The organism is Thermoleptolyngbya sichuanensis A183 (assembly GCF_013177315.1).
GTDB classification, from domain to species: Bacteria; Cyanobacteriota; Cyanobacteriia; order Elainellales; family Elainellaceae; genus Thermoleptolyngbya; species Thermoleptolyngbya sichuanensis.
On sequence record NZ_CP053661.1, the window covers coordinates 693,507 to 706,428 of the forward strand.

11 protein-coding genes are annotated in these 12,922 nt (G+C 56.8%); 6 read left to right on the forward strand and 5 right to left on the reverse strand.

Translation table 11 applies throughout. The features are described 5' to 3' along the window. Positions 1-35 precede the first annotated feature (35 nt). Together HPC62_RS03030 and grxC are read left to right on the forward strand one after the other, a co-directional pair. On the forward strand, positions 36-947 hold the full coding sequence (locus HPC62_RS03030) for a glycosyltransferase family 2 protein (protein WP_172353688.1): 912 nt from the start codon (positions 36-38) through the stop codon (positions 945-947). 95 nt (positions 948-1,042) lie between these two features. After that, positions 1,043-1,354: a glutaredoxin 3 gene (grxC, locus tag HPC62_RS03035; protein WP_172353689.1), complete on the forward strand. Its 312-nt coding sequence runs from the start codon at positions 1,043-1,045 to the stop codon at positions 1,352-1,354. A 45-nt stretch (positions 1,355-1,399) separates the two neighbouring features. On the opposite strand, the gene HPC62_RS03040 is transcribed toward grxC, so the two are convergent. The 3 genes from HPC62_RS03040 to HPC62_RS03050 all read right to left on the reverse strand — a co-directional run bounded on the left by HPC62_RS03040 (position 1,400) and on the right by HPC62_RS03050 (position 4,652). Beyond that, the gene (locus tag HPC62_RS03040; protein WP_172353690.1) at positions 1,400-2,098 is read right to left on the reverse strand and encodes a uracil-DNA glycosylase; all 699 of its coding nucleotides are present in this window, start codon (positions 2,096-2,098) and stop codon (positions 1,400-1,402) included. 179 nt (positions 2,099-2,277) lie between these two features. Continuing rightward, positions 2,278-3,651, reverse strand: coding sequence for an NAD(P)/FAD-dependent oxidoreductase (locus HPC62_RS03045; RefSeq protein WP_172353691.1), 1,374 nt, complete (start codon positions 3,649-3,651; stop codon positions 2,278-2,280). Positions 3,652-3,899: 248 nt separating this feature from the next. Then, complete coding sequence (locus HPC62_RS03050; protein WP_172353692.1) at positions 3,900-4,652, reverse strand: DUF554 domain-containing protein; 753 nt, start codon at positions 4,650-4,652, stop codon at positions 3,900-3,902. A 199-nt stretch (positions 4,653-4,851) separates the two neighbouring features. Between HPC62_RS03050 and HPC62_RS03055 the strand changes: the two genes are divergently transcribed. Next, a complete protein-coding gene (locus tag HPC62_RS03055) occupies positions 4,852-5,838 on the forward strand; it encodes a cation diffusion facilitator family transporter (protein WP_172353693.1) in 987 nt (328 codons plus the stop codon). 88 nt (positions 5,839-5,926) lie between these two features. After that, a complete protein-coding gene (gene xth / locus HPC62_RS03060; RefSeq protein WP_172353694.1) occupies positions 5,927-6,712 on the forward strand; it encodes an exodeoxyribonuclease III in 786 nt (261 codons plus the stop codon). A gap of 358 nt (positions 6,713-7,070) precedes the next feature. Here xth and HPC62_RS03065 read toward each other — a convergent pair whose 3' ends face one another. Both HPC62_RS03065 and HPC62_RS03070 read right to left on the reverse strand, forming a co-directional pair. Next, positions 7,071-7,511 (reverse strand): Hsp20/alpha crystallin family protein, encoded by a 441-nt coding sequence (locus HPC62_RS03065; protein ID WP_172353695.1) that lies wholly within the window; start codon positions 7,509-7,511, stop codon positions 7,071-7,073. A 594-nt stretch (positions 7,512-8,105) separates the two neighbouring features. Then, entirely contained in the window at positions 8,106-9,776 is a 1,671-nt protein-coding gene (locus HPC62_RS03070; protein ID WP_172353696.1) for a Ppx/GppA phosphatase family protein, read from the reverse strand. Between the two features lie 608 nt (positions 9,777-10,384). Here HPC62_RS03070 and hslO point away from each other — a divergent pair. After that, the gene (hslO, locus tag HPC62_RS03075) at positions 10,385-11,287 is read left to right on the forward strand and encodes an Hsp33 family molecular chaperone HslO (protein ID WP_172353697.1); all 903 of its coding nucleotides are present in this window, start codon (positions 10,385-10,387) and stop codon (positions 11,285-11,287) included. A 476-nt stretch (positions 11,288-11,763) separates the two neighbouring features. Continuing rightward, positions 11,764-12,813, forward strand: coding sequence for an acyltransferase family protein (locus HPC62_RS03080; protein WP_172353698.1), 1,050 nt, complete (start codon positions 11,764-11,766; stop codon positions 12,811-12,813). Positions 12,814-12,922 lie beyond the last annotated feature (109 nt).

Below are 12,922 nucleotides of genomic sequence, written 5' to 3' on the forward strand. Positions count from 1 at the left end.
ACTTACGCAGTTGGACGATCTCCTGACCGCTAGAAATGACCCATTTGCCCAACCGCATCCCCGTCTCGGTGCTAGTTCCTGCCAAAGACGAGGAGCTAAATTTGCCTGCCTGTTTGGAAAGCCTTGCGCCTGCTGATGAGATTTTCGTGGTGGATTCGCAAAGTGGCGATCGCACCGCCGAAATTGCCGCAGACTATGGCGCAAAGGTCGTACAGTTCCACTTCAGCGGGCGCTGGCCCAAAAAGAAAAACTGGGCCCTCGACCATCTCCCCTTTCGCAACGAGTGGGTGCTAATTGTCGATTGCGACGAGCGCATCCCCCCTGCCCTCTGGGACGAAATCGCCCAAGCCATCCAAAATCTAGCCTTGAACGGCTACTACCTGAACCGTCGCGTCTACTTTCTGGGCAGATGGATTCGCCACGGCGGTAAGTATCCCGACTGGAACCTGCGCCTGTTTCGCCATGCCAAAGGACGCTACGAAAATCTGCACACCGACGCTGCCCCCAACACAGGCGACAACGAAGTGCATGAACACGTCGTCCTGGAAGGAACCGCAGGCTACCTCACCACCGATATGCTCCACATAGACTATCGGGATCTCTACCACTGGCTAGAGCGCCACAACCGCTACTCCAATTGGGAAGCCCGTGTCTACTACAATCTACTCAATGGCATGGATGAAGCCGGAACAATGGGCGATCGCACTACCCACTGGTGGAGTAACGCCATCCAGCGCAAACGCTTCCTTAAACGCCTGTGGGTGCGCCTGCCCTGCCGCCCGCTGCTCCGCTTTGTCCTGTTCTACATCCTCCGCTTTGGCTTTCTCGACGGCCACGCCGGATATACCTACGCCCGCCTGCTCAGTCAGTACGAATACCAAATCAGCGTCAAGCTCTACGAACTGCAAAAGCTCAACGGTCGCCTGAATCCAGTGAAAAAGAATTAGTCTTCAGCCTAGATGCCCGAATTGCCCCCCACAGATTTCCCACAGATTTCCCACTGATTTCACTTTACTAGCGTCTTTATTCCAAGATTCAACCGATGCTCAACAAACTCAACGCCCTCCTGGGTCGCCGCCCCGAAGCCGTCAAAGCCAACGTCGAAATCTACACCTGGCAGACCTGCCCCTACTGTATCCGGGCCAAGATGCTGCTGCGCTGGAAAGGCGTGAACTTCACCGAATACAAAATCGACGGCGACGGGGCTGCCCGCGTGAGAATGGCTGAACGCGCCAACGGCCGCCGCACCGTCCCCCAAATTTTCATTAACAACCAGCACGTCGGCGGCTGCGACGACCTCTACGCGCTCGATCGAGCCGGAAAGCTAGACGCGCTGCTGAGTCAGGCAGGATGACCCGGTGAGAACTACTCAGAAGTGCCGCGAATCTCAAGGCGAATCTCAAGTGCCGCGAATCTCATCTAGCTTCGCCCGCACTGCCTGAATATCCTGCCACATCAGCCATTTGGGGCTGCCCTTTTCGCGAGAGGGGTTCCGCAGCAGATAGGCGGGGTGAAAGATGGGCATATAGAAGCGGCCGTCTTGCTCGATCCACTGGCCGCGCACCTTGGTAATGCCCTGCTTGATGCCCAGCAAGCCCTTTAGCGCAGTAGCCCCGGTCAGCAAGATAATCTTGGGATTGATCAGCCGAATTTGCTCCATCAGGTAGCCCTTGCAGGCATCGGCTTCGGCGGAAGTGGGGGTGCGGTTCTCTGGTGGGCGACACTTTACCACGTTGCAGATGAACACGTCCTCGTCAGTTAACTGCACCGATTCCAGAATTTTCGTAAGCAACTGACCCGACTTGCCGACAAACGGCAGCCCGGTTTCGTCTTCGGTTTGCCCTGGCCCCTCGCCGACAATCATCACGGGCGCAGCCAGTCCGCCACGCCCAATGACCGCATGGGTGCGATTTTGCCCCAGTTCGCAGCGCTGACACTGATCGCAGTGCGCCTTCATCTCCTCCATCGAGGCGTAGGTTCCCGGTGGAATGGGGATGCGGGCGCTAGTGGGAATTTGGGACGGGTCGAAGCTGGCAGATGCGGCGGGCGCGGCGACCTCCGCCAGACTGAATAAGTCGATTTGGTCTTCGCTCGCCATTGGATTCGGTCTAGGGCTTGGTGATCAGAGATTAAACCTATGGAAGCTTCATTGTAAAACGAATCGGCAACCCGAACCGGCCAACACAAACCAGCGCGATCGCCCACCCCTCTCTCTTCCTCCCTCTTCGTTTTTCCCTTTTCGTTCTTCGTTCTTCGTTCTTCGTTCTTCCCTCTTCCCTACACCTCCACCGGCTCCTTCACCCTAGTCCGATACGTCCCTGCGGCCTCTGCGGTCGCCACACCGCCCTCACCCGTAATCAGCCGTGCGCCGCGCTTGCGGGTGAAGTAGTTCCAGCCCCACTGGAGCATGACGATCAGCTTGTTGTCGAACTCGATCAGATAGTAAATGTGGGCAAACACCCAGGCAAACCAGGCCGGCGGGCCAGAAAACTTGACGAAGCCCAAGTCAACCACCGCGGCATTTTGCCCGATGATGGCCAGGCTACCTGGATCTTTGTAGATAAAGGGTTCTACGGACTGCCCCTGGATGCGTCGCTGGAGGGTCTTGGCGACGTATTCACCGGCCTGCACGGCGGCCGGAGCGACACCCGGAATGGGGCGATCGCCCTGGTGGGCATAGTGGGCCAGGTCGCCGATGACGAAGATGTTGGGATAGCCCGCGATGCTGAAATCAGGTTCCACCATGACGCGCCCGACGCGATCGCACGACGCCCCCGCCCGATCTGCCAGCACCTTGCCCATGCCAGAGGCTTTTACCCCCGCTGCCCAGAGGATGGTGCGAGCGGTCATGGTCTCAATCAGGGGATTATCCGGCGTGCCGCTTTTCATCGTTACCACGTCGCCGCTGTCGCTGGGTTCGATCTGCGTCACCAGGGTTTTGGTGCGGACGGTCACGCCCAGACGGGATAGTGATTCGGCCGCCTTTGCCGACAGGTCAGGGTCGTAGGGCGGCAGCACCCGATCCATCCCTTCAAGCAGCAGGATGGTGGCTTCTGAGGTGTCGATGTTGCGGAAGTCTTCTTTGAGCGTGCGGTAGGCGAGTTCGGCGATCGCCCCGGCTAGCTCAACTCCCGTCGGGCCGCCGCCCACAATGACGAAGGTGAGCCATGCCTTGCGCTTTTCGGGGTCGGTTTCTTTCTCTGCTGCTTCAAAGGCGACAAAAATCCGGCGGCGCATTTCTAGCGCATCTTCAATGGTTTTCAGCCCTGGAGCGGTGTCGCGCCACTGGTCGTTGCCAAAGTAGTGGTGGCTGACACCCGTCGCCACAACCAGCGTGTCGTAGGGAATCTCCTGCTCTCGCAGCTTTAGCACTTGTGCCTGTGGATCAAGATCAACCGCCTCATCCATCAGGACGGTGATGTTTTTGTAGTCGCTGAGAATGCCGCGCAGGGGCGAAGAAATGTCGGCTGGCGACAGCGTGCCCGTTGCCACTTGATATAGCAAGGGCTGAAACAGGTGGAAGTTGCGCTTGTCTACTAGCGTCACCTTAATGTTTTTTGCGCGTCCCAACGTTTTGGCGGCGTATAGACCGCTAAATCCGCCGCCAATGATGACGACGTGGTGCGGCTCTGGTGTTGCGATCGCGTCCATAGGGGTTCTCAGGCGGTTCTGTAGATGAGGACGTAGATGAGGACATTGTTCAAGATATTAAGCGCCATGTTAGCCGCCCGAATCGGGGATGTCGTGTGTAACGTTGTACATTTACGGCATCTCTGCATAAATAAAAGCTTTAAAAGTTCGAGATTCGGGGTTCGAGATTCGGGGTTCGAGATTCGGGTGGTTGGAAAATCGCGTACCTCCACAAAACGATTCCTTACGCCTCAACCCTTGGGCCCGCCTTATGCAAAAGCGGCGGTGAGCCAAACGGCGAGCCAGTACACTAGCGGCGCGAGGAAGGGGGCTGGCAAGAAGGAGCCGACGCGCACGTTGCCAATTTCTAGCAGGTTCAGCCCGATGGATAGAATCATGAGTCCGCCTACGCCCGTTGCCAGCAGTACGGGCGGTGAACTGGCGGGATCGGGGAGGGCGCGGGCCAGGAGTCCGGCGGCTAGGGAGAGGCCGCCTTGATACAGCAAAATTGCCAGGGTCGAAAAGCCAACGCCGATGCCGTAGCTGCCTGTGAGGGCGATCGCTGCCAGTCCGTCCATCGTTGCCTTCAGCGTCAGCAGCCGCGCATCGCCCACCAGCCCGTTGTTTAGGCTGCCGATCATGGCCATCGGGCCAATGCAAAACAGCAGGCTGGCGGTGACAAAGCCATCGGTAAAGCGACCCCTGCCTTTGACCCGATATTTCAGCCAATCTCCGGCGATCGCCAGCCGTTCTTCAATCTGCCACCACTCGCCCAGCAGCCCGCCCGCCACCAGCGCCAGCAGTCCCAAAATCACGCCGTCTACGATGCCGCCCCTGACCTGGTTCAGGCTGCCTGCCATGCTGATGCCGATAAACAGCGTCGTCAGCCCTAGCCCTTGCTTGATCACTCGCTGCATCCGCTCTGGCAAGTGCCCGGTGAGCAGCAGCCCCAGGGCAGTACCCAGTAGAACCGTGGCAACGTTGATCCAGGTGCCGCTGGTTTTTGCCCAAAAATCTAGCATGGGGTACGAGGTGACGGGGTGATAGGGCGAACTGCGAAGCAGGAGAAAATCTTCCAAAATCACCTTATCTCATCCGCTCCCCACTTCATTATTCTGCGGTCTAGACGGAACCTGCCGCCCCCGGCTTCCGTCGTGGCTGCTCAGGGAATTTTGTGGGATGATCCCAAACAAGGTCTTTTGTCGTGTTCCTCCAGCCTTCATGCATACCGCCGACTGTCCAGAGGGCTGCCAAGCGCCCCACCGATCTGGTTTGCCAACGCCCCATTCCTACACGGTGGATGCCCAGAAAAAAGCAAAACTGCTGTGGATTGCGCTGGGGCTGATTGGCGGGTTCTCGCTGGTGGAACTGGCGGTCAGCCTGTCGAGCCACAGTCTGGCGCTGCTGGCGGAGGCGGGGCATATGCTGTCGGATGTGGCGGCGCTGGCGCTGGCGCTGTTGGCAACCTGGATTGCGGGCTGGCCGCCGTCGGCGCAGGCTCCCTTTGGCTATCGGCGGGTGGAAATTCTGGCGGCGCTGGCAAACGGGCTGGGGCTGGTGGCGATCGCCCTCTGGATTGCCTGGGAAGCAGTCGAGCGGTTGCAACACCCCGATGCCGAAATTTTGGGCCTGCCCATGCTGATTACGGCGGCCGTGGGGCTGGGGGTGAACCTGCTAAATGCGTCTCTGCTGCACGACCATAGCCACCACGACCTGAACCTGAAGGGCGCATTTTTGCACATAGTGTCCGACGCGATTGGGTCGCTGGGTGTGATTTTGGCGGCGATCGCCGTCTGGCTCTTTGGCTGGACGTGGGCCGACGGAGCTATTAGCCTGGTCGTTGCTGCGCTCATCCTGGCCGGAGCCGTGCCGCTCATCCGCCAAAGCTTGAACATTTTGCTGGAACAAGCGCCCGCCTACCTTGACCCTGCCGCTGTCCAAGCGCATCTGCTGCAAACCGAAGGCGTGCAGGCGGTGGAAACGCTGCGCCTGTGGGCGATCGCCCCAGGCCAAGTCGCCCTCACTGCTCATCTGACGGTGAACCCGCAGGATGGCCCAGAGCGCGATCGCCTCCTGCAAACCCTGCAAGCCTCCCTGCAAGCCACTTTCGGACTCACCGACACCACGCTCCAGCTTGCTGCCCCGCCTGCAACACCCCTAGTGAATCTGTCGATGCCGCCTAGCCTGGAACTGGTGGTCAAGGAGTGATGGCGTAATGGAGTGATGGAATCATAGAGTGACGGAGGGATGCAGTAAACTACTCATCACGTCCTCTCCCGCGCTCCCGTAGTCCTGCATGAAGATCGCCACCTGGAATGTCAACTCCATCCGCACCCGTCTAGAACAGGTCGCCAACTGGCTGACGGAGAATCCGGTGGATGTGCTGTGCGCTCAGGAAACGAAGGTGGTGGATGCTGACTTTCCGATGGCTGCGTTTACCGATCTGGGGTATACCTGCTACGTCTCTGGGCAAAAGTCCTACAACGGTGTGGCGCTGATCAGCAAAACGCCGCTGGAGTCGGTCAGTTGTGGGTTCGAGCCTGTGCTAGGAGGGGCGATCGCCACACCGTTTGACGACCAAAAGCGAGTCATTACGGGCGTGCTCGACGGCATTCGCATCGTCAACCTCTACGTGCCCAACGGCTCCAGCGTCGGCAGCGACAAATACACCTACAAGCTCAATTGGCTGGCGGTGCTGCGCGAGTATTTGGCAAAGTTGCTGGAGGAAAATCCCAAACTCTTAGTCTGCGGCGATTTCAACGTGGCGCTGGAAGATCGAGATATCCACGATCCCACCGGGCGCGAAAAAGAAGTCATGGCCACCGATGCCGAACGGCAGGCGCTGCGGGCCATTCTCGACTTGGGGCTGGCGGATGCGTTTCGCAAGTTTAACCAGGAAGATGGACAGTTTAGCTGGTGGGACTACCGCGCTGCCGCCTTTCGCCGCAACCTGGGCTGGCGCATCGACCATCACTACCTCAGCCCGCCGCTCTATGCCGAGGCTAAAAGCTGCATCATTGACAAAGCGCCCCGCAAGCTGGAAAAGCCCAGCGACCACACGCCAGTAATCGTGGAGTTGTAAATTGCGTAAATTGCGTAAATTGCCTAAATCGCCTAAATCGCTAGTGAGGGTTCCCGCTTTTTGCGCTGCACATCACACCGTCAACAAAAACCAGGACTATTGTCCGACTGCGTAAGTCCAAAAAAAAGAGAGCAACTCCATTACCCTGTCAGCCCTGAGGGTAGATGGCTCGTTGCTCTCTAGGTTCAACGTGAGTTTGCTGAGCCAATAGCAGCACAGCGACTCACGGCAGCGATTCACGCTTGAGCAGGTCTTCAATAAACGACCTCTCGTATGCGCTGTTTACCAGCTAGACGGAATCTTGGTTCGCCGCAACCCAGGCGAGGGAAGCAGCCGTGAAGCTGCGCGGAACTCTCCCTCAGCCTAGGCTCACCTTGACGACGCGATTTTTTTCTTCCTCGGCCTTCGGCAAGGTCAGGTTCAAGATACCGTCCTTGTATTCAGCCGTAACCTTGTCGTTTTGGATGCGGCTCGGCAACGGAATCACCCGCTGGAACTTGCCATAGCGGAACTCCGTTCGGGTCATGCCTTTTTCTTCGGTTTTGCTTTCCGACTTGCGTTCGCCGCTGATGCTAACGGAGTCTGCCGAAACCTCAACATTGAGGTCTTTGGCATCCATGCCAGGGACTTCCAGCCTCAGGTGAATCGCTTCACCGGTTTCTTCCATCTCTGCCAGCGGCATGAAGCTGGTCAGCTTGTGGTTTTCTGTAGTCGCTGGCAGGAACTCATCAAACAGCCGATTCATTTGCCGTTGTAGCGTTTCAATCTCACGGAATGGTTCCCATCGAACGAGTGCCATATCCATCGCCTCCTAGAGACAGTAGTTTGAGAATGTGGAATCAACGCTAGTTAGGGTTATCGTCTGAGTCGTCGCCTCGCCAACACTTCCGCTAAGGGAGTGAGCTTCTGTTGATTTAGCTGGTTGGTTGGACGGGGCGTTTCTGATCCTCAGACGATTGATGGCTGACAATCATTATGGTACGGCAAGCGATTCAGGAGTGGGGGTCGGTTTTTTGGACTCGCTGGGTTCTTATTCCCGTACCAAACCCGCTCTTTCATCACATCTCTAGGAAGTGTCTTAAAACTTTCTAGGCCGTTGATTGCTTTGATCGATCCCAGAAGTGTTGAACGCAATGTTAGCAGGGCAAGTTCATAGCTGAATCCAGTACAAAAGATCTATAATTCTGCCTGTAATGACCTACTTATTGCTTCCATTCTCAATAATCCGCCTCTTGAGAGTGCTTTTTGTAAAGTTTTACCATCAAGATTCAACACTTCTGGATCGATCCCCCTTAAGTCCCTCTTAATAAGGGGGACTTCCGGAGTGGTTCGGCTCGGTTCCCTGCTTTTTATTAGGGGGGCTAGGGGGGATCGAAGGGTTTTAAAGCACGCTCTAGGTCAAGTAGGAGCCAGCGTCAGGGGGCAACGGCACTAGCTTGGGCACGACTTTCAGCCCAAACTCTTCTTCAAAACAGCCCTTTTTGCCATCCAGGCTCCACAGTTCCAGAGCGCAATCGTCGTTGGGGTGGGTTGGATGGATCAGCAGGCGAAACTCTTGCTGAGCAGGCACTACCTCGCAGGTGATGCTGTCGATCGCCCCGATTTGGCGACGATCGAGGGCGACCGCTATCCGCAGCAGCGTGTTGAGCTGTTCGACGACTTTGCGGTGTTTCTTGGTGGTCAGGCTGCGGTAGTTGTCGTGCTTTTTCTTGGGACAGCTCTTGCGGTGATAGCGGGACAAATTGGCGATCGCCTCAATTTCAATCTCCGTGTAGCCCAGCAGGTCGCCATTGCGAATCAGGTAGTAGGAATGTTTATGGTGGGCAGAGTGGCTGATAAAGTGTCCACAGTTGTGCAACATGGCGGCTGCCCACAGCAGTTCTCGCTCCTCGTGCCCCCAGTTGTGTAAGATGCCCTGGGTCTGGTCAAACAGGCTGAGTGCAAAGGTTGCCACCCGTTCAGCGTAGGGCAGGTTCACCTGATATTTTTGGGCGGCGCGGAGGACGCTGCGCTGGCGGATGGAGCTTTGGAAGCGCAGACGGTCTTCGATTAGCCCGTGGGTCAGCATCCAGTCCACCACGAGTCCTTCTCGGAGCGATCGCTCGCAAATCGTCACCGAATCCAGCCGCAGTAGCTCCATCGCCTCCTGCAAAATCAGCGCCCCCGCCACGATAATCTCTGCTCGCCGATCCGACATTCCTGGCAGGGCGGCTCGCTCGGCCATCGTCATGCGGCGCAGCCGATTCACCATTTCGCGCAAATCCGCTAGGGGAATCTGGTAGCCATGCAGCGGATCGGGCACGGTGCCCGTGTGTTCGCGGGCGTGCAGGGTGGCCAGCGTCTCAATGGTGCCGGAGGTTCCCACCAGACGGGGGGTTTCCCCAGCGCGAACTTTGCTCAGCAGTTCGTCCACCGAGCGCTCCAGCATCCCGCGCACGTAAGCCCGCAGGTAGTTAAACTCGCTGCTGCTGATGGGGTCGGTGCTGACCATCTCCGTCGTCAGCCGCACTGCGCCGACCTTGGTGCTAGTGAGGCAGCGCGGCTCGTGGCCATCGCCCAAGATTAGCTCCGTCGAGCCGCCGCCGATGTCGATAATCGCGTGGGGCTGTTCGTTAAACGCCACCCCCGACAGTACGCCCAGATAGATTCGCCGGGCCTCTTCCTGCCCCGAAATCAGGTCAATCTCCAGCCCCAGTTCGTTTTCTACCAGTTGCAAAAAGTCTCGTCCGTTGGGGGCTTCGCGCACGGCGCTGGTGGCCACAGCTACGATCGCCTCGGCGTGGTGCATCTGGGCAATGTCCTGACAGCGGCGCAGCGTGGCGATCGCCCGTTCCATGGCCGCCTGAGTCAGATTGCCCGTAGCGCGATCGCGATCGCCCAGACGCACCGTCGTCTTTTCTCGGTTAATAATGGTGAACGCAGGCAGCGTGGGGTCAATCTTGACGACCACCATGTGGATCGAGTTCGTCCCTACATCAATCGCGGCCAGGATGCGATCTTGAATCACGGCAGAGGAAATGGGGGTTGGCAGCACACTTTTGCGCTTAGAGAACACACTAATCATCCGGAGATCCAGGGTTTAGAGAAGCACAGGAGCAAGCTCAGAGTCCACAGCCCGCTGCAAGCTCAGTGCCAGGGCAGCAAACACCGTTTTACGAACAATTGGAGATTCACAGGTTTGTAGACTAGGGCGATCGCAGTTCAGTGCCCCAGCGAACTTGTGGTGTCTTTGGCTGTTTCCAGTCGCTAATTTCTACATTAAGGCGCTTGTATCCGCAGCTATACAGACAGATTCAAGTTTTAAAAACCCTGATCCGGTCATTTCTCCAAACCCCAAACGCCCTGGGGTTCATAGAGACTCGCCTTCCAGAAGCCATTGATACCGTTTATTCAAAATCCATAGGACTGATGCAGTTGGAGGACTTCTCGCGGGCGCAGCCCGCGAGAAGTCCTCCAGAACCTGGGAAATTTATCGCAAGTGCGTAAGCCCTAATCTATTCAAAATCTATTCAGAGTTTAGACTCCGGTGAATCACTTAATGGATTCCCCAGGGTTTCCCCAATCTTAGCCCGACACTCCGCGCACAATCATGAATTCCTGACGAAGCGTTCATCAAACCCGACCCGCCCGCAAATCGGTAAAATAGAGATGCATATTAAGAAGTATTTCAACATGGCAGATCAGCTCGTGCGGGCAACCGCAGCCGGAGGCGGTATTCGGGTTGTGGGCGCAGTCACCACCCGCCTCACAGAAGAAGCCCGCCAGCGCCACAAGCTTTCCTACGTTGCCACGGCTGCCCTGGGGCGGACGATGGTTTCCGGGCTGCTGCTGGCCTCCAGCATGAAGCGACCCGAATCGCGGGTTAATATTCGCGTGCGCGGCAGCGGCCCCCTGGGGGTGGTCTTTGCAGATGCGGGGCTAGACGGCACCGTGCGCGGCTATGTGCAAAATCCTGATGTAGAACTTCCCACCAACAGTCGGGGAAAGCTCGACGTAGGCGCGGCGGTTGGTTCCGAAGGATTTCTCTACGTGGTGCGCGATATCGGCTTTGGCTATCCCTATTCCAGCACGGTGGAACTGGTGTCGGGCGAGATTGGCGAAGACGTGGCCAACTATCTGGTGACTTCAGAGCAAACGCCCTCAGCGCTGCTGGTCGGCGTGTTTGTCGATCCCAATGGCGTGACGGCGGCAGGCGGGATGCTGGTGCAGGTGTTGCCCAAAGCCGCCCGCGACGAAGCCTTGGTCGAAAAGCTGGAATCTCGGCTGGCGGCGCTGTCTGGCTTTACCAGACTGCTGAATGAGGGCAAAACCCTGCCGCAGATTTTTACGGACTTGATGGGCGATATGGATTTGCAAATCTTGCCCGAAAGCCAGATGCTACGGTTTCACTGCGGCTGCACGTTTGACCGGATGCTGGGTGCACTCAAGCTTCTGGGCGAAGAGGAACTGCGCGACATGATCGTCAAAGACGACGGCGCAGAAGCCACCTGCCATTTTTGCAATGAGGTTTATCGGGCTAGCAGCAACGAGCTAGAGCAGTTGATTCAAGAGTTGCAAACCGAATCGGTTGGCTAGCCGCCGCTGCCTGACTGCGAAACCTACCTCTCGAACCGGGCTGTTGAATCTTGACGGCCCGGTTTTATTTTTTTTGATGCTTTTAATTTTTCCACTACAGCCCTGTTGCCATCAGGCTGCCGCTGATCTGTGGCTAATCAGTTGCCTGAAAAATTGTTGTGCAGGTTATTTCAGAACTTTGCGATCCTCCTTTAAGATCTGGATGAACTGTAAATATACGTAGGCAAGTCCTAGAAAAACTACTGAGAGGGCTAGAGGGCGATCGCCCTTTCCATACACTCTGCTAAACCCCCAAATCTGTACACTGAGGACTTACGCAGTTGGACGATTTCTCGCGGGCGCAGCCTGCGAGAAATCGTCCAAAACCCAGAAAGTTGAATCGCAAGTGCGTAAGTCCTGACACTGCTGGATCTGTGCTGTCTTTGAATCCAAGCCCTGATGGGCCTCTCGTTCATCAATCTTGACCAATCGACATCATGAATCCGCCAGGCATTTCTGCACTCGATCGGGCGACGGTTGACGCATTCCGCACCGGCGCTCAGTCCCAGCGTATCGCTTTGATTGACTATGCAAAGGGCATTGGCATTTTTCTGGTCGTCTTAGGGCACGTCCTCCGGGGGCTAACTGGTACTGTTTTGCGGGAAAACGCCCTGACTCAAGCCCTCGACCAGTGGATCTATGCCTTTCACATGCCCCTGTTCTTTTTTCTGTCTGGCTACCTCGCCGAGCGTTCTGTCTCAAAACCGCTCGGCACAGCGATTTCTAGCAAGCTGCGGGCGATCGCCTATCCCTATTTCCTGTGGTCGGTGATTCAGGAAACGCTGCGCCACCTCGCAGGGATCAGCGACCAGCCCTTGAGCAGCCTCTGGCGCATCACGTATCTTCCTATTCTGCAATTCTGGTTTCTCTACGTCTTGTTTGCGGTTTCGCTCGTGTACCTGCTGCTGCGAAAGCTAAAGGTTCCTGTTGCAGTCTGCTTCGCGGGGTTTGCGCTGCTATTTGCTTCCGAGTTTATCGACCTCAGCCTTGGCCCCTGGCCAGTGCTGTACATGATTCGGCTCAACGCGGTTTACTTTGGACTGGGGGCGATCGCCCGCAGGGTCGATTGGGTCGGGCAAATCCAGCGGGTGCAGCATTCTATCCTGCTGCCCAGCGCCTTCTTCGGGTTCAGTCTCATTGCCCTGGCTGCCATCGTCAATCTAACCCGTCTCGAATTGTGGCTATTTCCGCTGGCGGTGCTGGGTATCTTTGCCAGCCTATCGCTGTCTGCCTATCTAGATACCGTCCAGCGCGTTTCCGTGCTGCAAACCTGGGGACTGCGCTCCCTAGAAATTTTCGTGGCTCATACGATTTTCACGGCTGCTGCCAGGATTGTTCTGCAAACGGGGTTGCACATTCACCAGCCTGTTATTCATATCCTTGTGGGCACAGCGGTTGGGCTGGGCGCGTCTCTGTGGCTATATCGCCTGTGTATGCAACTCCGCCTGCCATATCTATTTAGATTACAATCCGCATCTGCCAGTTAGTGCTAACTTTGTGGGCGGGCGGAGCCAAGTGAGCAAGCTGACAGTCAAACCCGTTGAGTTTCGCTATTCTCTGAAAGCGGGTTAGCCTGGATGCACTAGAATGGCGACT